This is a genomic window from Rhodoferax sp. P2_H8_2 (assembly GCF_056403235.1).
On sequence record NZ_JBFUFW010000002.1, the window covers coordinates 292,759 to 314,828 of the forward strand.

The 22,070-nt window shown below is 59.9% G+C and carries 20 protein-coding genes; 12 read left to right on the top strand and 8 right to left on the bottom strand.

The window, feature by feature from the left end; translation table 11 throughout:
- Positions 1-21 precede the first annotated feature (21 nt).
- Entirely contained in the window at positions 22-1,629 is a 1,608-nt protein-coding gene (gene nadB, locus AC1DV6_RS04315; RefSeq protein WP_477975463.1) for an L-aspartate oxidase, read from the top strand.
- A gap of 299 nt (positions 1,630-1,928) precedes the next feature.
- On the opposite strand, the gene nadA is transcribed toward nadB, so the two are convergent.
- A complete protein-coding gene (nadA, locus tag AC1DV6_RS04320) occupies positions 1,929-3,026 on the bottom strand; it encodes a quinolinate synthase NadA (RefSeq protein WP_477975465.1) in 1,098 nt (365 codons plus the stop codon).
- Positions 3,023-3,895 (bottom strand): carboxylating nicotinate-nucleotide diphosphorylase, encoded by an 873-nt coding sequence (nadC, locus tag AC1DV6_RS04325; protein ID WP_477975467.1) that lies wholly within the window; start codon positions 3,893-3,895, stop codon positions 3,023-3,025. The genes nadA and nadC overlap by 4 nt, the downstream gene beginning before the upstream one ends.
- Before the next feature lie 120 nt (positions 3,896-4,015).
- Between nadC and AC1DV6_RS04330 the strand changes: the two genes are divergently transcribed.
- From AC1DV6_RS04330 to AC1DV6_RS04360, 7 genes are all read left to right on the top strand, one after another.
- Complete coding sequence (locus AC1DV6_RS04330) at positions 4,016-4,954, top strand: DUF2167 domain-containing protein (RefSeq protein WP_477975469.1); 939 nt, start codon at positions 4,016-4,018, stop codon at positions 4,952-4,954.
- A gap of 28 nt (positions 4,955-4,982) precedes the next feature.
- On the top strand, positions 4,983-5,702 hold the full coding sequence (locus tag AC1DV6_RS04335) for a site-2 protease family protein (RefSeq protein WP_477975471.1): 720 nt from the start codon (positions 4,983-4,985) through the stop codon (positions 5,700-5,702).
- Positions 5,703-5,749: 47 nt separating this feature from the next.
- On the top strand, positions 5,750-5,956 hold the full coding sequence (locus tag AC1DV6_RS04340; protein ID WP_477975473.1) for a DUF3460 family protein: 207 nt from the start codon (positions 5,750-5,752) through the stop codon (positions 5,954-5,956).
- Positions 5,957-6,021: 65 nt separating this feature from the next.
- Positions 6,022-6,879 carry a segregation and condensation protein A gene (locus tag AC1DV6_RS04345; RefSeq protein WP_477975475.1) on the top strand — a complete coding sequence of 286 codons (858 nt, stop codon included), beginning with the start codon at positions 6,022-6,024 and terminating at the stop codon, positions 6,877-6,879.
- Between the two features lie 168 nt (positions 6,880-7,047).
- Positions 7,048-7,941, top strand: coding sequence for a 3-methyl-2-oxobutanoate hydroxymethyltransferase (gene panB, locus AC1DV6_RS04350; RefSeq protein ID WP_477975477.1), 894 nt, complete (start codon positions 7,048-7,050; stop codon positions 7,939-7,941).
- Positions 7,942-7,960: 19 nt separating this feature from the next.
- Positions 7,961-8,785, top strand: coding sequence for a pantoate--beta-alanine ligase (gene panC, locus AC1DV6_RS04355; protein WP_477975479.1), 825 nt, complete (start codon positions 7,961-7,963; stop codon positions 8,783-8,785).
- Positions 8,786-8,842: 57 nt separating this feature from the next.
- A complete protein-coding gene (locus AC1DV6_RS04360) occupies positions 8,843-9,340 on the top strand; it encodes a GNAT family N-acetyltransferase (RefSeq protein ID WP_477975971.1) in 498 nt (165 codons plus the stop codon).
- A 7-nt stretch (positions 9,341-9,347) separates the two neighbouring features.
- On the opposite strand, the gene AC1DV6_RS04365 is transcribed toward AC1DV6_RS04360, so the two are convergent.
- Both AC1DV6_RS04365 and AC1DV6_RS04370 read right to left on the bottom strand, forming a co-directional pair.
- Positions 9,348-9,833: a cyanophycin metabolism-associated DUF1854 family protein gene (locus tag AC1DV6_RS04365; protein ID WP_477975480.1), complete on the bottom strand. Its 486-nt coding sequence runs from the start codon at positions 9,831-9,833 to the stop codon at positions 9,348-9,350.
- Entirely contained in the window at positions 9,830-12,094 is a 2,265-nt protein-coding gene (locus AC1DV6_RS04370; RefSeq protein WP_477975482.1) for a cyanophycin metabolism-associated ABC transporter, read from the bottom strand. Before AC1DV6_RS04370 ends, AC1DV6_RS04365 begins: the two co-directional genes overlap by 4 nt.
- A gap of 207 nt (positions 12,095-12,301) precedes the next feature.
- Between AC1DV6_RS04370 and AC1DV6_RS04375 the strand changes: the two genes are divergently transcribed.
- Complete coding sequence (locus tag AC1DV6_RS04375) at positions 12,302-14,479, top strand: cyanophycin synthetase (protein ID WP_477975484.1); 2,178 nt, start codon at positions 12,302-12,304, stop codon at positions 14,477-14,479.
- A gap of 1 nt (position 14,480) precedes the next feature.
- Entirely contained in the window at positions 14,481-17,051 is a 2,571-nt protein-coding gene (gene cphA / locus AC1DV6_RS04380; protein WP_477975486.1) for a cyanophycin synthetase, read from the top strand.
- Between the two features lie 309 nt (positions 17,052-17,360).
- Here the strand turns inward: cphA and AC1DV6_RS04385 are convergent, their stop codons facing one another.
- The 4 genes from AC1DV6_RS04385 to AC1DV6_RS04400 all read right to left on the bottom strand — a co-directional run bounded on the left by AC1DV6_RS04385 (position 17,361) and on the right by AC1DV6_RS04400 (position 19,679).
- Positions 17,361-18,374, bottom strand: a complete 1,014-nt coding sequence (locus tag AC1DV6_RS04385) for an NAD(P)H-dependent glycerol-3-phosphate dehydrogenase (protein ID WP_477975488.1) — start codon at positions 18,372-18,374, stop codon at positions 17,361-17,363.
- Between the two features lie 48 nt (positions 18,375-18,422).
- A complete protein-coding gene (secB, locus tag AC1DV6_RS04390) occupies positions 18,423-18,881 on the bottom strand; it encodes a protein-export chaperone SecB (protein ID WP_477975490.1) in 459 nt (152 codons plus the stop codon).
- A gap of 124 nt (positions 18,882-19,005) precedes the next feature.
- Positions 19,006-19,266 carry a glutaredoxin 3 gene (gene grxC, locus AC1DV6_RS04395; protein ID WP_477975491.1) on the bottom strand — a complete coding sequence of 87 codons (261 nt, stop codon included), beginning with the start codon at positions 19,264-19,266 and terminating at the stop codon, positions 19,006-19,008.
- A gap of 5 nt (positions 19,267-19,271) precedes the next feature.
- On the bottom strand, positions 19,272-19,679 hold the full coding sequence (locus tag AC1DV6_RS04400) for a rhodanese-like domain-containing protein (protein ID WP_477975493.1): 408 nt from the start codon (positions 19,677-19,679) through the stop codon (positions 19,272-19,274).
- A 113-nt stretch (positions 19,680-19,792) separates the two neighbouring features.
- Here AC1DV6_RS04400 and gpmA point away from each other — a divergent pair, with 113 nt between their 5' ends.
- On the top strand, positions 19,793-20,536 hold the full coding sequence (gene gpmA, locus AC1DV6_RS04405; protein ID WP_477975495.1) for a 2,3-diphosphoglycerate-dependent phosphoglycerate mutase: 744 nt from the start codon (positions 19,793-19,795) through the stop codon (positions 20,534-20,536).
- A gap of 89 nt (positions 20,537-20,625) precedes the next feature.
- Positions 20,626-22,068: a S41 family peptidase gene (locus AC1DV6_RS04410; protein WP_477975497.1), complete on the top strand. Its 1,443-nt coding sequence runs from the start codon at positions 20,626-20,628 to the stop codon at positions 22,066-22,068.
- The last annotated feature ends 2 nt before the right edge of the window (positions 22,069-22,070 follow it).

Sequence of the window (22,070 nt, forward strand, 5' to 3'; positions counted from 1 at the left end):
GCGCTGCCTGAGTAACACCCTATGCCCACATCCTTTACCTCGTCCACCTCGCCTCTGCAATTTGACGTGCTGATCGTCGGCAGCGGTCTGGCCGGCCTCTCGGCCGCGCTGCTGCTGCCCGCCACCACGCGCATCGCCATCCTGACCAAGCGCGCCGTGCGCGAAGGCTCCAGCGGCTGGGCGCAAGGCGGCATTGCCGCGGTCTGGGACAAGGACGACAGCTTTGACGCCCACGTGGACGACACGCTGGTCGCAGGCGCAGGCCTGTGCGATCTGGCCGCGACGCAATTCGTCGTGGAACAGGCGCCGCAGGCGATTGCATGGTTGCAACAGCTCGGCGTGCCGTTCTCGCAGGAAGACGGCCACTTGCATCTGACGCGCGAAGGCGGCCACAGCGCGCGGCGCATCGTGCACGCCACCGATGCCACCGGCGCGGCCGTGCAGCAGACGCTGATCGAGAAGGTCAAGGAAGCGCCCAATGTCACGCTGTTCGAACAGCACACGCTGGTCGACCTGATCACCACCGCAAAGCTGGGTCAGCCCGGGCCGAACCGATGCGTGGGCCTGTACGCGCTGGACGATGACACCGACGAAGTACTGACCTTCCAGGCCCCGCACACCATCCTCGCCACCGGCGGCGCAGGCAAGGTCTACCTCTACACCACGAACCCCGACACCGCCACCGGCGATGGCATTGCGGCCGCGTGGCGCGCGGGCTGCCAGGTGCAGAACATGGAGTTCATCCAGTTCCACCCAACCTGCCTGTACCACCCACACGCCAAAAGCTTTCTGATCACCGAAGCCGTGCGCGGCGAAGGCGGTCGCCTGCTGTTGCCAGACGGCACACGCTTCATGCCCGCCCATGACGCCCGCGCCGAACTCGCGCCGCGCGATGTGGTCGCGCGTGCGATTGACTTCGAGATGAAGAAAGGTGGCTTTGACTGCGTCTATCTCGACATCTCGCACCAGCCACTGGCCTTCATCCTCGAACACTTCCCCAACATCTACGCGCGCTGCCTGGAGCTGGGCATCGACATGGCCAAGCAACCGATTCCGGTGGTGCCCGCTGCGCACTACACCTGCGGCGGCGTGCGCACGGATTTGTCAGCACGCACCGATGTCCAAGGACTGTTCGCCGTTGGAGAGACGGCCTGCACGGGCCTGCACGGCGCCAACCGCTTGGCATCCAATTCGCTGGTGGAGTGCATGGTATTTGCGCGGGCAGCTACGGATTTGATAGCTAACTCTATTGCGACACAAACCAATGGCGCCGCACCCATGCCACCCGCGTGGGATGACAGCCGAGTGACCGACGCCGACGAATCCGTCGTGATCTCCCACAACTGGGACGAGCTGCGCCGCTTCATGTGGGACTACGTGGGCATTGTCCGCACCAACAAACGCCTGGAACGTGCGGAGCATCGTATTGCTCTGTTGCAAGACGAGATTCAGGAGTTCTACGCGCACTTCCATGTGACGCGTGACTTGCTGGAGCTGCGCAATCTGGTGCAAGTCGCCGAGCTGATTGTTCGCAGTGCCCAAGCCCGTCACGAAAGCCGAGGTCTGCATTTCAGTCGGGACTATCCGGGGATGCTGGATGTGGCGGTTCCTATTACCTTAAGTCCATAAGACGTTTCTAGCTTGCAACTTCGCTGAGCCCGCGTGAGAGCAGGGGTACGTATCTCCGCGAATGTCCTCCGGGCCGTGAGGGCCCTCCCCCTTGATTTCGCTGCGACACGCACCCCTACTCTCGCGCTGCGAATCGTTGTCATGCTCTCTTTTAGGCGCAACAACCAAGCTACTTCAGGATTGGGGTGGCTATGTGTTTTGCGCAGGTCAAGGAGGAGGGCCCTCACGGCCCGGGGGACACGGAGCAAAACACATAGCCACCCCAATCCGTCCACCACAAAAAGACGAGAAGAGGTGACTTAAGCCGCCCCAATATTCGGAATCAACCCACCAACCGGCTGTCCATTTTTGAGAGCCGCAGTAAACGCCAACATCCGGTCAATCGGCAACCGTGCCCGCAAGCCCAAGGTCGGGTCTACGTGAATCTCGTTGATGCCGTTCTCCAGAACCATCGCCACACCAGCCAAGCCGTTCATCGCCATCCAGGGGCAATGCGCACAGCTCTTGCAAGTCGCGCTGTTACCGGCTGTGGGCGCTTCGATAAACGTTTTTCCGGGATTGAGCGTACGCAGCTTGTGCAACATGCCGTTGTCGGTTGCGACGATGAACTCGGTGGCATCGAAGGTCTGCGCGGCTCTGAGAATCGCACTGGTCGAACCCACAGCATCCGCCAATGCGATCACATCCTGCGGCGACTCCGGGTGCACCAGTACCTTGGCCTTAGGGTGCTCTTTCATCAAGGCTTCCAGCTCAAACGCCTTGAACTCGTCGTGCACGATGCAGGCGCCTTCCCAGAACACCATATCGGCGCCAGTCTCGCGCTGGATGTAGCCGCCCAAGTGTTTGTCGGGTGCCCAGAGAATTTTCTGGCCCTTGTCTTTCAGCGCGCGCGCAATGTCCAGCGCGCAACTACTGGTCACCAGCCAGTCGGCGCGGGCTTTTACCTCGGCGCTGGTGTTGGCATAGACCACGACAGTGCGGTCCGGGTGCGCGTCGCAAAACGCGTTGAATTCCTTGATCGGGCAGCCCAGATCGAGTGAGCAGGTCGCGTCCAGATCGGGCATCAGCACCGTCTTATTCGGCGACAAAATCTTGCTGGTTTCACCCATGAATTTCACGCCAGATACCACCAGCGTTTGTGCCGGGTGGTCGCGGCCAAAGCGGGCCATCTCCAGTGAATCACTGACCAGGCCGCCGGTTTCCTCGGCAAGGTCCTGCAAATCCGGGTGGACATAATAGTGCGACACCATCACTGCATTCTTTTCCTTCAACAAGCGCTTGATCTTGTCTTTCAGCGCAATACGCTCATCAGGAGAAGGCTCCACCGGCACGCGCGCCCAGGCGTGTTTGGTGGAACACGCAGGCTGTTCGTATTCGACGTCGATGACAGCGCTCATGGCAATTCCTCAAAACGCATGGAAAAGTCGGTGGCCTTCACGTCCTTGGTCAGCGCACCAATCGAGATGCGGTCCACGCCGGTCGCGGCAATGTCCCGCACCGTATCGAGGTTCACCCCGCCCGACACTTCCAGAATCGCCCGGCCTGCGTTGATCGCCACGGCTTCGCGCAGTTGTGCCAGCGTCATGTTGTCCAGCAGCACCATCTTCGCGCCCGCATCCAACGCTTCGCGCAGTTGGGCCAGCGTTTCCACTTCAATCTCGATGAACTTCGCGGCCTGGGCTGCCTGCTTCGCGCGGGTCAGTGCAGCAGTCACTCCGCCTGCAGCCGCGATATGGTTCTCCTTGATCAGCACCGCGTCGTGCAGGCCAATGCGGTGGTTGGTACCGCCGCCGGTGCGCACTGCGTACTTTTGCGCCAGGCGCAAACCAGGCAGCGTCTTGCGCGTGTCCACAATCGCGGCGCGGTTGCCCGACACACTGTTGACGGCATCCACAAACACTGCGGTCTTGGTGGCCACGGCACTGAGCAGTTGCAGGAAGTTCAGCGCGGTGCGCTCGGCCGTCAACAGCGCTTGGGCATTGCCTTCGATCTCCAGGATCACCTGATCGGCAGCACAGCGTTGGCCTTCTTTTACATGCCAAGTGATGGACGCGCTAGGGTCCAGCGCCAAAACCGTGGCCGTGGCCCAAGGCTCACCACAGATCACCGCCGCCTCGCGCGCCAGCACCCGGGCGCGCGCGCGACGCTTTGGGTCCACTAGCGCGGCAGTCAGATCACCGGCGCCCACATCTTCGGCTAGGGCACGGGCCACATCCGTCTCTGCCAGCGTGGCAATGGAAGAAGGAGAAAAGTCGAAATTCGTCATAGGGGGAGAAGGATAACGGTAAGGCGACACAAGCACAGCCAATGCAGGATTGTCCCTGTTTGTCTCAATTTGCTGTGTCAGAATCGTTCCCGGTTTTTATAACAACACAGGGAGTTTGATATGCGTACACGGATCGCAGGAGCGATGCTGGCACTGGCGTGCCTGGTTACTTCCACTGCATGGGCTCAGGCCCTGAGCAAAGAAGAAAGTGAAAAAATCTTTGCGGACGCCAAGGCAGCGTCCGTAGCAGGCCCAGGCAGCGTAACGCTAGCCAATCAGGCCAAACTGAGCTTAATCGACGGGCAGATTTTCATACCGCAGCCCCAGGCGGGCAAGGTACTGAACGCTATGGGCAACCCGGGACAAGATTCGGCCTTGCAAGGCATCGTATTTCCCAAAGACAACACGCCCTGGTTCATGACCATTCGCTACGAGGGCTCTGGTTACGTCAAGGACGACGACGCCAAGGAATGGAATGCGGACGATCTGCTCAAAAGCTACCGTGAAGGCACGGCCGCTTCGAATGAAGAACGAACGAAGATGGGTATCCCTGGCATCGAGATTCTGGGTTGGGCACAAAAGCCCGCCTACGACAGCAGTACCCATCGCTTGGCCTGGGCCATGTCCTCACGCGATATCGGCGCGCCAGAAAGCGAGCCGCAAGGCGTCAACTACAACACCTATGCACTGGGCCGCGAGGGCTACTTCAGCATGAACCTTGTGACTGGTTTGGCGGAGTTACCCACCTACAAACCGCAAGCCCATACGCTGCTGGATGCTTTGCAGTTCAACGATGGCAAACGCTACGCCGACTTCAACTCCAGCACAGACAAGGTGGCGGAATACGGTCTGGCCGCGCTGGTCGTAGGCGTTGCCGCCAAGAAACTGGGATTTTTCGCACTCGCTGCGGTTTTCCTGGCCAAGTTCGCCAAGATCATTGCGCTGGCGGTGTTCGCCTTTGGTGGCGCGGCGATGAAGTTCTTCCGCAAAAAACCCGCTGCACCAGCGCCCGTTGTGGCTGCGGCAGGCAACGAAACCACACCGCCGCCAGCGGCTTGAGAGACCGGTCACACGCCATGGGGGCTGCATGACGAAACTGCTTTTTTTGCTGTTCTCTGGCGTCAAACTAGGCAAACTTTTCATGACCGGCGGCACGATGCTGCTGTCGGTGCTGGTGTACGCCTGGGTTTTCGGGTGGCGCTATGCCGTGGGCTTCGTGCTGCTGCTCTTCGTGCACGAGATGGGGCACTATCTTGCAGCGCGCCAGCGTGGCCTGAATGTCGGTGCGCCTACTTTCATTCCCTTCGTGGGTGCTTGGATTGAACTCAAGGACATGCCCCACGACGCAGAAACAGAAGCCTGGGTCGGCTTGGGCGGCCCATTGTTGGGGAGCCTGGGAGCGCTGGTCTGCTATTTTGCTGCCCGCGAAACCGATAGCAGGCTGCTGCTGGCCATCGCCTACTCCGGCTTCTTTCTGAACCTGTTCAATCTGATTCCGCTGTCACCCCTCGACGGTGGACGTATCACTGCGGTTTTATCGCCGCGCATCTGGTTGCTGGGCGTACCGGTGCTGATCGTCATCTTCCTGTGGCGCCCCAGCCCCATGCTGATACTGATTGCGGTGATGGCTGCGCCACAGGTCTGGAAAGCGCTCAAATACCGCTCCGACAGCGAAGAGGCTCAGACCTATTACGCAGTGAGTCCGGCGGTGCGACTGGAATACGCCAGCTACTACCTTGGGCTCACGCTGTTTCTGGCGGTGATGGCGCACGACGTGCACGAAATGCTGGGCCCGGCGGTCAAATAATCATGCCCAAAGAGCAGCCCGTAAAATAGCCACAACGAGGTACCCCCATGAATTTCTTCCGCCGCGCAGACTACAAATCCGAAGTGACCCAGTTCATTGACACGCTCAAGGTGGCCAAGCCCACTCTGGAAGCCGAGCAGCGCCATGGCCGTGAACTGCTATGGGACAAAGCTGTGGACCGCGCAGCCTGGAAAGAGTACCGGGAAGCTGAAGTCGCGCAAAAGCCTTACGTCTACCAGACCGACGCAAAATAAGAGCCAAATTGGCCTGTAACGCCCGTAGAACGTGCGTGAGCAGCTAGCAAAATAATAGCAACCCAATGACCCAGACTGACGCCCCGGAAGGCGCCGCCCCTGCTGATACCGAGGCGCTCGCGAGCATGCCGCAGGTAGTCGACCGGGTGGCGCTGGCGCGTCTGTATGGCGAACCGTTGTTTGCGATGCCGCAGGATTTGTATATCCCGCCGGACGCGCTGGAGGTGTTTCTGGAGGCCTTTGAGGGGCCGCTGGACTTGCTGCTGTACCTGATTCGCAAGCAGAATTTCAATATTCTGGACATCCCGATGCTCAGCGTGACCAAGCAGTACCTGGTCTACGTGGACCAGATCCGCAAGCACAACCTGGAGCTGGCGGCCGAATACCTGCTGATGGCGGCCATGCTGATCGAGATCAAATCGCGCATGCTGTTGCCGCCCAAGAAGGTGGCCGAAGGCGAAGAGGCCGAAGACCCGCGTGCCGAGCTGGTGCGCCGCCTGCTGGAATATGAGCAGATGAAGCTGGCCGCCGCACGCGTGAACGCCATTCCACAGTTCGGCCGCGATTTCCTGAAAGCCGGGGTCTACATTGAACAAAGCCTGCAACCACGCTTTCCCGATGTGCATCTGGTCGATTTGCAGGAAGCCTGGCGCGATATCCTGAAGCGCGCGAAGCTGATCCAGCATCACAAGATCAGTCGCGAAGAACTCTCGGTGCGCGAGCACATGAGCATCGTGCTCAAGCGACTGCAGGGTCAGAAGTTTGTTGGCTTCGAAGCGCTGTTCGATCCGAGTCAAGGCACTCCGGTATTGGTCGTGACCTTCATCGCCCTCTTGGAGCTGGCCAAAGAAACCCTGATCGAAATCACGCAGGCCGAAGCCTTTGCACCGATCTACGTGCGACTGGCCTATTCCCCAACATAAATATGGCCCCCACGCTCCGCCGCTGCGCGGGTCGCTGCCCCCCAAGGGGGCTAATTTTCCTTGGGGCGGCCCGGCGGCAAATTTTGTCCTCCGAGCTCTAATGCTGTTCACTCTGCGGTTAGTATTCGGGCCGCAAGCACCCCAATCCTGTTGATGGAGTCCCCTCCCATGGCCCAAGAACCTGCTGGCAACACCTCTGCCGCTGCATCCCCCTACGGCACCCTGCCACCAGCCTCCCCGATGGCCAGCCGCAAGCCGATCAGCCTGCCGCGTCTGCTGGAAATGCACACGCGCGGCGAGAAGATCACGATGCTGACCGCCTACGACGCGACCTTTGCCGCAGTGGCTGATGCCGCAGGCGTGGAATGCATTCTGGTCGGCGATTCGCTGGGTATGGTCTGCCAGGGCTTGCACAGCACGGTGGGCGTGACTCTAGACGACATGGCGTACCACACTGAGAGCGTGGCCCGCGGTCTGCGCCGTGCACAAGGTACAGCCTGGTTGATTGGCGACATGCCGTTTGGCAGCTATCAGGAATCAAAAGAACAAGCGGTACGCAGCGCATCGGTGCTGATGCAGGCCGGTGCGCACATGGTCAAGCTCGAAGGCGGCGGTTGGACCACCGAGATCGTGCACTTTCTGGTCGAGCGCGGCATTCCTGTCTGCGCCCACCTGGGCCTGACTCCGCAAACCGTGCACGCGTTGGGCGGTTACCGTGTACAGGGCCGTGGCGATGCGGCGGCGGTTGTGATGAAGAAACAAGCCCACGAACTGCAGGATGCAGGCGCATCGATGCTGGTGCTGGAGATGGTGCCCGCGCCTTTGTCGGCCGAGCTGACCACGGAACTGACGCATTGCGCAACCATCGGTATCGGCGCTGGCAAAGGCACGGCCGGCCAGGTACTGGTGTTGCACGACATGCTGGGCGTGAACCTTGGCAAGAACCCCAAGTTCGTGCGCAACTTCATGGCCGACGCGACTAGCATCCGTGGTGCGATGGAGGCCTATGTGGCCGCTGTCAAAGACGGCTCGTTCCCGGTCGACGCGGTTCACGCTTGGTAATCTCCACGACCTCTTAGCTATGCAAATCATCCACACCATCGCCGAGCTGCGCACGGCACTGAACGCCTACCGCCACCCTGCCGTGGTGCCCACCATGGGCAATCTTCACGCCGGCCATCTTGCCCTGGTGCGCCAGGCCAAGCCGCTGGGCGATGTGACCGTCTCGACGATCTTTGTGAACCGGTTGCAATTCGCACCCCACGAAGACTTTGACACCTACCCGCGCACGCTGGAAGCCGACTGTGCGCAACTCGAAGCCGCAGGCTGCGACATCGTGTTTGCCCCCAACGAAGCTGAGCTGTATCCGCAGCCACAGACCTTCAAGGTGCATCCGCCGACCGAACTGGCGGATATTCTGGAAGGCCACTTCCGGCCCGGCTTCTTCATCGGTGTCTGCACCGTGGTGTTGAAGCTGCTGGCTTGCACCCAAGCCCGCACGGCGCTGTTTGGCAAGAAGGATTACCAACAACTGATGGTCATCCGCAACATGGTCAAACAGTTTGCCTTGCCCGTGGATGTCATTGGTGGTGAGACCCAACGCAACGAAGCCGGCCTGGCCCTTTCCAGCCGCAACGGTTACCTGACTCCGGCGCAGCGCGAAGAGGCTTTGCTGCTGTCGGCCACGCTGAAGAAAATCGTCGCGGCGGTGCACGCTGGCGGTGCAGACATCGCCGCCCTCGAGGCCCAGGCCATGCAGACCCTGCGTGGCGCAGGCTGGATGCCAGACTACGTGGCAGTGCGCCGCCAGGCCGACCTGCAAGCCCCTCAAGCTGGCGATGCCATGGTGGTGCTGGCGGCAGCCCGCCTGGGCACCACGCGCCTGATTGACAACATGGAGATCTGACTGGAATCGGAATTTGCCCAGCGCCTCAACGCGCCGATCACTACGGCGCGGCTGGCGCTGGAGCCCATGGGTGCGCAGCATGCCGATAATTTCTTTGCACCGTTGCAAGACGATGCGCTGTACCAGTGGATTTCGATGGAGAAGCCACCCAGTGTGGAGTGGCTGCGTGCACGTTGGCAGCGCAATGAAAGCCGCGTGGCACCGGACGGCCAAACCGCCTGGCTCGCCTGGGCCGTGCGCAACAAGACTGATGGCATCTACCTGGGTCGCGTCGACGCCGAGGTCAATGGCGCGCTGGAGGCCGTCAACTTTGGTTACTACATTTTTCCGTCTCACTGGGGTCAGGGCTACGCCAGCGAAGCGGTCATCACCGCAACCCAGCACCTGGTTGCGCAGGGTGTGCACCGCTTGATTGCTACGGTGACGGCGGGCAATCACGCCTCTGTGCGCGTGCTGCAAAAGGCCGGCTACGAATTCAACCGGATATTGCCCGGCAACGATGTCATTCGCGGCGTCGCGGTGGACGACGAAGAGTACGTAAAAGCGACTCCGTAAACTGGCGCTACAGAAACCGGTCCAGAATCTTCTTGCTGTGCGCGTTGAGAGCGTACTGGTCGCGCACCAGATACTGGATGCCATGGTTGTCCGCAATCAGCAGCCCGCCATCGGTTCCAATGCGACGGATATCTTCATCACCGCGCAGCACGAAGTCTGTCTGACCACGGTCGGTTTGCACGGTCCACGTACAAGGTGTTGAGAAGCTGCTCACTGCCAGAATTTCCTGCAACACCGGCATGAACTCGCGACCCGCCAACTCTTCGCGGATCAGATCCTGTTCAGGCTGAGACAGTTCCGCCATCGCCTCCACCCAACCGACTTCTTCACCGTCGGTGTTGACAAGGGAAATACCCACTTCGGGCGACTGGATCGGGAACGCGCGGACGGGCACCACGCCTTCGTGGCGCACGCCCTCCGCGGTGGTCAGTATCAGACTGCCAAACGGAGTGCGTTGCAGCGTAAAGGTGAAATTCGGAGTGGAAGTGCTCATCGCGCGTCGTCCATGTCAACGTCCATATTGCGGGCCTGCGCCTGGTACAGGTTGAAGTAGGCGCCCTCGGCCGCCATCAGCGCGTCGTGCGTGCCCTCTTCTACCACTTTGCCGCGGTCCAGCACGATCAAACGGTCCGCGCGGTGCAACGTGGACAAGCGGTGCGCAATCGCAATCGTCGTGCGGCCTTGCACCAGGTTTTCCAGCGCTTTCTGGATTTCCTTCTCGGTCTCGGAATCCACCGACGACGTCGCTTCATCCAGGATCAGGATGCGCGGGTCTATCAGCAGAGCGCGCGCAATCGAGATGCGCTGGCGTTCACCGCCGGACAACCCTTGCCCACGCTCGCCGACCATGGAGTCATAGCCCTGCGGCAAGCGCAAAATGAATTCGTGCGCATGGGCTGCGCGCGCCGCTTTGATGATTTCCGCGCGGGTCGCATCGGGTTTTCCGTAGGCGATGTTTTCTGCAATCGTGCCGAAGAACAGAAAGGGCTCCTGCAACACCAGGCCAATGTTCTTGCGGTAGTCGGCAACGGCATAGGAACGGATATCCACGCCATCCACCAGGATCGCGCCTTCAGACACATCGTAAAAGCGACAAATCAGATTCACCAGCGTGCTCTTGCCCGAGCCGCTGTGGCCTACGAGACCAATCATCTCGCCCGGCGCAATGTTCAGGCTGACGCCCTTGTTGACTTCGCGGTTGCCATAGCGGAAACCCACATCGCGCACTTCAATGCGCCCAACGACCTTGTCCACATGCACCGGGTTGGTAGGTTCGGGCACGCTGGACACATGGTCCAGGATGTCAAAAATGCGTTTGGCCGCCGATGCGGATTTTTGCGTGACCGAGACAATGCGGCTCATGGAATCAAGGCGCCCGTAGAAACGGCTGATGTAGGCAATTGCCATCAGCAACATGCCGACCGTGATCTGGTTGTGCGAGACCTGCCAGATGCCAAAGCCCCAGACCACCAGCAAGCCGATTTCGGTCAGCAGCGATACGCTGGGCGAGAACAGCGACCAGATTTTGTTGATGCGGTCGTTGACGATCAGGTTGTGCTTGTTGGCTTCGCGGAAGCGCTTGGCTTCGCGGTTTTCCTGGGCAAAGGCCTTAACGACGCGAATACCGGGAATCGTATCGGCCAGCACATTGGTGACCTCGCCCCACACGCGGTCGATCTTCTCGAAACCGGTGCGCAGCCGGTAGCGCACAAAGTGAATCATCCAGCCGATAAAGGGCAGCGGCACCAGCGTGATCAGCGCCAGATACGGGTTGACCGAGAACAGCATCACCGCGGTCATCACGATCATGATCACGTCGCTGGCAAAGTCGGTCAGGTGCAGCGACAAATAAACGGCGATACGGTCGCTCTCGCTGCCGACGCGCGATAGCAAATCGCCGGTGCGTTTGCCGCCAAAGTATTCCAGCGACAGGCGCAGCAGGTGTTCGTAGGTGGTGGTGCGCAAATCTGCAGCGATGCGCTCGGACACCAGCGCCAGCACATAGGTCTTGGCCCAGCCCAATACCCAAGCCAGCAAGGCAGCACCCAGCAGGCCGGACAGGTACATGGCAATCGTGCTGGTCTCGACGTGCTTGCCGCTTTGCAGCGGAATCAGCACTTCATCGACCAGCGGCGCCGTGAGCCATGGTGGCACCTGATGCGCTGCAGTGCTGAGCATCATCAGTCCGAAGCCCAGAATCAATTGTCCTTTGTAGGGCTTGGCAAAACGCCACAGGCGGAACAAGGTCCAAGTGCTGGGCGGTGTGTGTATCACTTTGGTGCAAATTGGGCACTCTTCCTGGTCCGGCTCCAGCGGGGCCTTGCAGCTGGGGCAAACATTGCCCAGCACCGTGGCCAGTGGTTTGCCGGACACCTGAAACTCTTGCTGCGCCTGGAACTGGTCTACCAGCCGGATGGCGTGCAGGTTCTGGCCCAGCGTGAAACACCAGTTAGCCAACAGGCCCGTGGTATCGCTCAGACGCAGATGTCCCACACCGGCGTGGTCGTGATGTTGCAGCTTCAGCCCCGCGCGGTAATTCCACGATTTCCACTCGGTTTCGCCCCCGTTTTGGGACAGCAGACGCTGGCTGGTGACCACCACCAGGCCTTTAACAAAGTGCAAACGGGTGTCGAGGTCAACCTCCAGCACCGCCAGAACGTTCTCTTGGGGTAGGAGTTGCGCACCCAGAGGCTCTCGCCACAAGGCAGGCAACTCTTGGGGAAAAGCGGATAGCGCGAGCGCTTCAGTGGTCATTTGGAACAAAGGTTTTTTGTGATTTTTCAGATTTTCGACGCACATGGCCCGCAGGTTGCTTGGGGGCTCAGACTTGACGATACTACGCCGAGAGGCGTGCCCCGCCAAAACCGGGTTTCGGTCTAAGCCAAAATGCGTTACGGCGTAAGCGAGAATACACAACGCGGACAGCACCAGGTCGGTGGACTGCCGGTTTCACAAAAAGCCATGCAAGCGAAGAAAAACATCGAAATCCTGAGGGTGACACACCTGCGGGGCCCGAATATCTGGACCTACCGCCCGATCATCGAAGCTTGGGTGGACATTGGCGAGCTGGAAGACCACCCTTCCAACACCCTGCCCGGCTTTGCGGATCGTTTGAGCGCCTGGCTGCCCGGTCTGATGGAACACCACTGCAGCCCGGGTGTGCGCGGCGGCTTTTTGCAGCGCGTCCAGGAAGGCACCTACGCCGCCCACATCCTGGAACACGTCACGCTGGAATTGCAAAACCTGGCAGGCATGCGCACCGGCTTTGGCAAGGCCCGCTCTACCTCGCAGCGCGGCATCTACAAAATTGCCTTCCGCACCCGCCAGGAGCAGGTTGGCCGCGAAGCCATACAAATCGGCCGCGACCTGGTCATGGCAGCCATCAACGACACGCCGTTCGACCTGGACACCCAGGTCAGCAAACTGCGCGAAATGGTGGATGACCTGTGCCTGGGGCCTAGCACCGCGCATATCGTCGACGCCGCCACTTCGCGCCGCATTCCCCATATCCGCCTAACCAGCGGCAATCTGGTGCAACTCGGCTATGGCCATGCGCAACGCCGCATCTGGACCGCGGAAACCGACCAGACCAGCGCCATTGCTGAAGAAATCGCCAGTGACAAGGATTTGACCAAGGCCTTGCTGAAATCCTGTGGCGTGCCGGTGCCTGAAGGCGAACTGGTGAAGAGCGCTGAAGCCGCTTGGGCTGCGGCGCAGGAGATCGGCGTGCCGGTCGTGTTGAAGCCCTACGACGGCAATCACGGACGCGGCGTGTCGCTGAATCTGAAGACGCAAAAGGATGTGGAAGAAGCCTACGCATTGGCCCATCGCAAAGGTGGTGGCAGCAGTGTCATCGTCGAGAAATTCATTCCTGGCAACGAATACCGTTTGCTCGTCGTCGGGCGCCATATGGTGGCCGCCGCGGGTGGCGAAGAGCTTTGGGTCACTGGCGACGGAAAATCCAATGTCGACGAGTTGGCGGATCTGCAAATCAACACCGACCCACGCCGCGGCTCCAACGAAGACTCTCCGCTGAACGCGCTGATGCCCAGCCGCTCGGGTGAAATCATTCTGGAGCTGCAACGTGCTGGCCTCACAGCCCAATCGATCCCTGTCGCAGGGCAGAAAGTGCTGATCCAGCGCAACGGCAATGTCGCTTACGACGTCACGGAAACCGTGCACCCTTCTGTGGCCGCTGCCGCGGCTTTGGCTGCGCGCGTGGTGGGTCTGGATATTGCCGGTGTGGACATGGTGCTGGAAGACATCACCAAGCCCTTGAGCAGCCAGCGTGGCGCCGTGATTGAAGTCAACGCCAGCCCCGGTCTTTTGGCACACATCAAACCCTCCAATGGCGCAGGCCAACCGGTCGGCAAAGCTGTCATTGAACATTTGTTCAACGGCGAACGCGACGGTCGCATCCCCATCGTTGGCGTGACCGGCACCTTGCGCACTGCGCGCATTGCCCGCCTGATCGCATGGCTGGTGCACATCAGCGGCAAGCATGTCGGCCTCGCCTGTGGCGAGGGATTGTTCCTCGATGGCCGCCAGGTGTCTGCGGCAGATGCCACCAACTGGGATGCGGGCCAGCGCTTGCTGATCAACCGCAGCATCCAGGCCGCCGTATTCGAGAACACCAGCGCCACCATCCTGGGCGAAGGCTTGGCCTACGACAAATGCACGGTCGGTGTTGTCACTGACGTAAGCTGGGACGAATCGCTGAAGCACTTCGACATTCAGGACGCGGAAGAAACCTTCAAGGTCTCCCGCACCCAGGTCGATGTGATCTTGCCATCCGGCACTGCCGTCCTGAACGCTGCCGATCCACAAGTGGTGGAGATGGCCGAATTGTGCGATGGCCAGGTCATCTTCTATGGCATGGACCCGCAGAGCGCGCCCCTGGCCGAGCACCGCGAAGCCGGTGGCCGCATCGTCTTTGTGCGCGACGGCGAAATCGTATTGGCGGATGGCGCAAAAGAACTGGCGTTGTTGCCGCTTTCCAGCCTGAAGCCCGCCAAAGCCTCGCAGCCCGAAATGGTGATGGCCGCAGTGGCCGCCGCTTGGGCGTTGAATATTCCGCCCGAACTTATTGGCGCTGGTCTGCGCACGTTTGAATCCAATCCGAAGAAAACACCTTACTGACATGGACGTTTCCCGCATCCGGGCCCTGCGCGGGCCCAACCTCTGGAGTCACCACACGGCCATTCAGTCGGTGGTGGCATGCTCGGCAGAAGAAACCAACATCAGTCAGATCGCCGACTTTGAGACACGCCTGCGTGCGCGCTTCCCGGAAATCAGTCCGTTCCAGCCAACCGGCCACGACGACAGTATCCCTATGGCCCACGTGCTGGAACTGGCCGCGCTGGAACTGCAAGCCCAAGCGGGTTGTCCGGTGACTTTCAGTTGCACCACGCCCACGCTGGACACCAATGTGTACCAAGTGGTCGTTGAATACAGCGAGGAAGAGGTGGGTCACCTGGCGATGGAACTGGCGCAGGAGCTCTGCCAGTCAGCCGTTGCAGACACTCCATTTGATGTCGCCGCTGCGCTGGCGCGCCTGCGCGAACTCGATGAGGACGTGCGCCTTGGGCCTAGCACCGGCTCCATCGTCGACGCCGCAGTTGCACGTGGCATTCCGTATAGCCGCATGACGGAAGGAAGCATGGTGCGACTGGGATGGGGCAGCAAGAAGCGCCGCATCCAGGCCGCCGAGATGGACATCACCAGCGCGATTGCCGAATCCATTGCGCAAGACAAGGACCTCACCAAAAAGCTATTGGCTGCAGCCGGTGTGCCGGTGCCGACCGGCCGTGCAGTCACAGACGCTGAAGATGCATGGAACGCCGCACTGGAAATCGGCTTGCCAGTCGTGGTCAAACCGCAGGATGGCAACCAGGGCAAGGGCATCACCGTCAACATCACGACGAAAGAGCAACTGGTCGCTGCTTACAACACAGCGATCACGTTTCGCGATGACATCATGGTCGAGCGTTACCTGCCAGGCAACGACTTCCGTTTGCTGGTGGTGGGAGACAAACTCGTCGCTGCGGCACGGCGCGACCCGCCCAAAGTAGTGGGCGACGGCGTGCAAACCATCACGCAACTGGTCGAACAGGTGAACCAGGACCCGCGCCGTGGCTCGGGCCACTCCACCTCGCTGACCAAAATGCGCATTGACGATATCGCCCGCGGCTGTCTGGCGGCACAGGGCTTTACCGCCGACGATGTTCCGGCCAAAGGCCAGCGCGTCAACCTGCGCAACAACGCCAACCTGTCCACCGGTGGCTCGGCCACCGACGTCACCGACGACGTACACCCCGAAGTGGCTGCGCGCGCTGTGGCGGCGGCCCACATGGTGGGTCTGGATATCTGCGGGGTCGATCTGGTGTGCGACAGCATCTTGCGTCCGATTGAAGAGCAAGGCGGCGGCATTGTGGAAGTGAATGCAGCGCCGGGTCTGCGCATGCACCTTTCACCCTCATTCGGCAAAGGCCGCCCGGTCGGCGAAGCGATCATCAACAGCATGTTCAAGCCCGGTGAAAACGGCCGCATTCCTATCGTTGCCGTAACCGGAACGAACGGCAAGACCACCACCGTACGCCTGATCTCCCACTTGCTGACCACCAATGGCATGTGCGTAGGCATGACCAACACCGACGGCGTTTATGTCGATGGCCAATGCATAGACACCGGCGACTGCAGCGGACCCAAGAGCGCCAAAAGCGTGCTGCTGCATCCGGACGTCGATGCTGCTGTGCTGGAAACTGCACGCGGCGGCATATTGCGTGAAGGCCTTGCCTTCGACCGTTGCGACGTGGCCGTTGTCACCAATGTGGGCAGTGGCGACCATCTGGGTTTGAACTACATCACCACCGTGGAAGAGCTTGCGGTTCTCAAGCGCGTGATCGTACAAAACGTGGCACCCACCGGTGTCGCCGTACTCAATGCCGCCGACCCCATCGTCGCGTCCATGGCATCCAAGACCAAAGGCGCGGTCACCTTCTTCGCGCTGGACCGTTTCAACCCGGTGATGGCTACGCACCGCGCGCAGGGCAATGCCGTGGTGTTTGTTGAAAACGGCAATCTGGTGGCCGCCAAGGGCGACAAGCAGTACACGATTCCCTTGTCCGAAATCCCGATCACGCTGAATGGCGCGATTGGCTTTCAGGTCGAGAACGTGATGTCATCGGTCGCGGCTGTGTGGGGCCTGGGCCTGGACTGGGATGTGATCCGCAAGGGCTTAGCTTCGTTCTCGAACGACCAGGACAATGCCGCGGGCCGCTTTAACATGTTCAAGTTCCGTGGCGCCACTGTGATCGCCGATTACGGCCACAACCCCGATGCGATGCTGGCCTTGGTGCAAGCAGTGGAAGCCATTCCCGCGAAGCGCCGCAGCGTGGTGATCAGCGGCGCAGGCGATCGGCGCGACGAAGACATTCGTCAGCAGACTGAAATTCTGGGCGAGGCATTTGATGAGGTCGTGCTGTTTGAAGACGCATGCCAGCGAGGCCGTGAAGACGGCGAAGTGCTGGCGCTTTTGCGCGATGGCCTGAAGAACGCCAGCCGCACCAAATCTTCGTCAGAGATTCGCGGTGAATTCCTCGCTATCGACACTGCGATGGACAAGCTGGTTGATGGCGAGTTGTGTCTGATTCTGGTGGATCAGGTGCAGGAGGCCATGGACCATATTGCCAAGCGGGTTGCACTCGGATAAGTCAATCGCATTTTTTCTCTCGCCCGCTGACGGCACGGGGTAAGCCTCAAAGCGAATGTCCCCCGCCCTTCTGGCTCCTCCTTGATTTCGCAATGAGGCCTACCCCGCACCATCCGCTTGAGCGATTGAAAGCGAAGGGAACTCAAAAGGATTGGTACGCGCACATCTCGTGGGATCAGGTGGGTTGGGAACTCTTTTCCGGGAGGTCAAGGAGGAGGGGCCCTCACGGCCCCGGGGGACACGTACGGAAAAGAGCACCCAACACGCCTGATCCGGAAGCTACTTAGCCCTGCAAACTGCAGGCAAAAACTAGCGCCCTTCGTGAACGGGCTCACGTCCCATCAAGACTGCTACAGCCTGTTTCGGACTCAATTTGCCATCAAGCAGTTCAACGACACACTGCGCTATCGGCATCTCCAGCCCCAAAGCCTGCGCACGTTGCACAACGGTACGCGCGCAATACACACCTTCGGCTACGTGGCCCAACGAATGCACGACCTCATCCAGCGTGCGACCCTGCGCCAGAGCCAGGCCTACCTTGCGGTTGCGGGACAAATCGCCCGTCGCGGTAAGCACCAGATCACCCAGACCACTGAGGCCCATAAAGGTCTCCGACTTGGCGCCCAATGCCACGCCCAGGCGGGTAATTTCTGCAAGGCCACGGGTGATCAGTGCAGCACGGGCGTTAAGACCCAATTGCAAGCCATCGCACAGGCCCGTCGCAATCGCCAACACGTTTTTGACAGCCCCACCCACTTCAACACCAACGATGTCTTCATTGGCATAGACACGCAGCGTATTGCTGTGAAACGCGTTGACCAGCAAATCGCGAACGACCCCGTGCTGGCTGGAGGCCACCAGCGCTGTGGGTTGGCCGGTGGCGACTTCTTGCGCAAAACTGGGGCCGCTCAAAACTCCGGCCTGCAAGTTGGGCGCGACTTGTTGTTGCACTTCGTGACCCATCAGGCCTACTCCACTGCCTTGGGCAGCTTCAAAGCCTTTGCACAGCCAAGCCGCAGGAATGGCGCTGCCGCTCAGATGCCCGAGCAATCCGCGCAACCCGGACATGGGCGACGCGACCACGGCCAGATCGAAACTGGCGAGTGACTGCAATAACTGCGGCCAGTCGGTAGCGGAAACAGTCAGGGAATCGGGGAAAGCAATACCAGGCAGATAGCGCTGGTTTTGTCGTTGCTGTTGCAGCGACTGGGCCTGCAAGGGGTCACGTGACCACAGGCAAACCTGATGTGCCGACACGTTGCGTGCGGCGCTCACAGCCAAGGCCGTGCCCCAGGCACCCGCCCCCAACACTATGATTTTCATAGCTGCTTACGCACGTCAGACGGGGCCTGTGGCCGGATTTAGCTCAAATTACTGAACAGGGGTTTCAACAGCAGGCGCGGCCGCTTGCTGTGCCAGGCGTTGTTCGTACAGGGCCTGGAAGTTGATTTCCGTCAGGTGCACGGGCGGAAAACCACCGCGTTGAACCAGATCGGCAACGTTGCCACGCAGGTACGGGTAGACGATTTGCGGGCAAGCAATGCCCAGGATCGGACCCAATTGGTCTTCGGGCAGGTTGCGGATTTCGAAAATGCCAGCTTGCTTGGACTCGACCAGGAACACAGTCTTGTCCTTGACCTTGGTGTGCACGGTAGCAGTTACTGCGACTTCGAACATGCCTTCGCTGATAGGCGCGGCTTCAACACCGATCTGGATGTCTACGGAAGGCTGTTCCTGTTCCAGCAGGATGGCCGGGGAATTGGGTTGTTCCAGCGAAGCTTCCTTCAGGTAAACGCGCTGAATTTGAAAAATCGGATCTTGGTCGGCCATGGGAAATGTCTCTCAAAGTAAAACAAAGCCCGCCGGAATGAGCCAGGCGGGCTGACGAAGCAATATTTTCTTGCTGCTCGGATTATCTCAGGTCTGCAAATCGGTTTTTCAAGCCCAGGTTTTACTAATTTGCGCCCAAAAGGGGCAGCAAACCGCCCTTGCCGTCCAGCGCCATCAAATCGTCGCAGCCACCCACATGGGTGTTGCCAATGAAGATTTGCGGCACGGTGCGCCGTCCGGTGAGCTCCATCATGCGCATGCGCTCTTCGGGATTGGCGTCGACGCGAATCTCCTCAATTTGCTCCACACCGCGGGATTTCAAAACCCGCTTCGCCTGGATGCAATACGGGCAAACGGCGGTGGTGTACATCTTGACTGCTTGCATGGGAATCAGGCCTTTTCTAGCGGCAGATTAGCTGTTTTCCATGCACCGAGTCCGCCACTGAGCGATTGGGCCTGCTCGTAACCCAGTTTCTTTGCAATCATCACGGCGCGGGCCGAACGTGCACCGGACTGGCACACCAGAATCAGCGGCAGCGTCTTGTTCTTGATCGTGGAAACCAGTTTGGTTTCCAGTTCACCCGCGGGCACATTGCGCGAGCCCACGATATGGCCTTGTGCAAACTCGTTCGGTTCGCAAACGTCCACCACATTGGCTTTTTCGCGGTTGATCAATTGCACCACCTGTGCGGTCGTAATACCGGGCGAGGCAGCACCCGCCAGCAGTGGCCACAGCAACATGCCGCCGGATGCGATGGCAATGGAGAACAGCATCCAGTTGTCGACGATAAATTTCACTTTGTTCCTTGTTGGTTACGCTCATCCAGCGTTTGGACAGCCCTCCATTTTAGAATGAGCGGCTATTTCCCGTTTTTCATCCGTTCTTGGCCCTACCCCGGGCCCAATTGACCATGTACAAACTCGTTCTCGTTCGCCACGGCGAATCCACCTGGAATCTCGAAAACCGCTTCACTGGCTGGACCGACGTGGACCTGACGCCCACCGGCGTCGAACAGGCCAAGAACGCCGGGCGCCTGCTCAAGGCCGACGGCTACGAGTTCGATCTGGCCTATACCAGCGTCTTGAAGCGCGCCACACGTACGCTGTGGCACTGCCTGGACGAGATGGACCGCACCTGGCTGCCGGTAGTGCATTCCTGGCGCCTGAACGAGCGCCACTACGGCGCGCTGCAAGGACTGGACAAGGGCGAGACCGCCCGCAAGTACGGCGATGCGCAGGTGCTGGTATGGCGCCGCAGCTACGACACGCCGCCACCGGCACTGGAAGCAACCGACGCCCGCAGTGAGCGCGGCGATTTGCGTTACGCCAAATTGCAGCCCGACCAGGTGCCGCTGACCGAATGCCTGAAAGACACCGTCGCCCGCGTGCTGCCGTTCTGGAATGAGTCCATTGCCCCTGCCATCAAGGCGGGCAAACGGGTCGTCGTGGCCGCACACGGCAATTCGATCCGCGCGCTGGTCAAGTACCTGGACAACATTTCAGATGACGATATCGTCGGCCTGAATATCCCCAACGGCATCCCTCTGGTGTACGAGCTGGACGCCGATCTCAAACCCATTCGCCATTACTACCTGGGTGATGCCGAAGCCGCCGCCAAAGCGGCCGCTGCGGTGGCGTCCCAGGGTAAAGCCTGAGCAAAGCCCGGACACAGCGTGTAACGCCCATGCTGTAGAGGGTCAGCGGGTGTATATTGAAGCTGTACAGGAACAGGTTTTACAGAAAAATGGGTCATAAATTGAAAATTACCGGTTGGGTTGCACTGGGCGTCGTTGCTGGTGCGTTGACGACCGTGTCGCTGCAAACGGTTGCGCGCAATACGCTGACCCCGCTCCCGCTGGATGAACTGCAACAACTCGCAGCCGTGTTCGGGATGGTCAAGAGCGACTATGTGGAACCGGTGGACGAGAAAAAACTGATCACCGATGCCATCGCTGGCATGGTCTCCAGCCTGGATCCGCACTCCCAGTACTTTGACAAAAAGTCCTTCAAGGAATTCAAGGAAGGCACATCCGGCCGGTTCGTTGGCGTAGGCATCGAAATCACGCAAGAGGACGGTCTGGTCAAGATCGTCTCCCCCATAGAAGGCTCGCCGGCTTTCCGCGCCGGACTGAAGCCGAATGATCTGATTACGCGTATTGATGAGACTGCCGTCAAAGGCTTGTCTATGAACGAGGCGATCAAGCGCATGCGCGGTGACCCGGCAACCAAGGTGCTGTTGACGATTTACCGCAAGGATGAAAACCGTTCTTTCCCGGTGACCATCATCCGCGAAGAAATCAAGCAGCAATCGGTGCGTGGCAAGGTGATTGAACCAGGTTACGCCTGGATTCGCATCAGCCAGTTCCAGGAACGCACGATGGACGATTTTGTGAAGAAGGTCAACGAGGTGTATCAGCAAGACCCCAAACTCAAGGGCATCGTGCTGGACCTGCGCAACGATCCGGGTGGTTTGCTCAACGCTGCCGTTGGCATTTCTGCCGCCTTCTTGCCGTCTGATGTGACCGTCGTTTCTACCAATGGCCAGACGCCCGAAAGCAAGCAAACATTCAAGGCATTGCCGGCAGATTACGTGGGCCGCGGTGCAGACCCTTTGCGCAACTTGCCTGCCGCGCTCAAGAAAGTTCCTTTGATTGTTCTGGTCAACGAAGGCTCGGCCTCTGCAAGCGAAATTGTGGCAGGCGCCCTGCAAGACCACCAGCGCGCAACGCTGATGGGTAGCCAGACGTTTGGCAAGGGCTCGGTGCAAACTTTCCGTCCGTTGGGCCCGGATACCGGCCTGAAGATCACGACATCGCGCTACTACACACCCAGCGGCAAATCGATCCAGGCCAAGGGCATCGTTCCGGACGTAATGCTCGATGACACGGCCGAGGGTAGCCCTTACGCTGTGCTTCGCACGCGTGAAGCCGATCTGGAAAAACACCTGATCAGCGGCCAAGGCGGGGACGAAGCCAAACCCAAGGATGAGACCCGCGAAAAAGCCGTGGAAGAAGCCCTCAAGAAACTGGAAGAAGAATCCCGCAAGCCGCTGGCCGAGCGCCGCCTGCCCGAGTACGGCTCTGACAAAGACTTCCAGTTGATTCAGGCACTGAACCAGTTCAAGGGCAAGCCCGTTCTGGTCAGCAAGACCCTGGTAGAGCGTAAAGAAGAGAAGAAGGAAAACTAGGC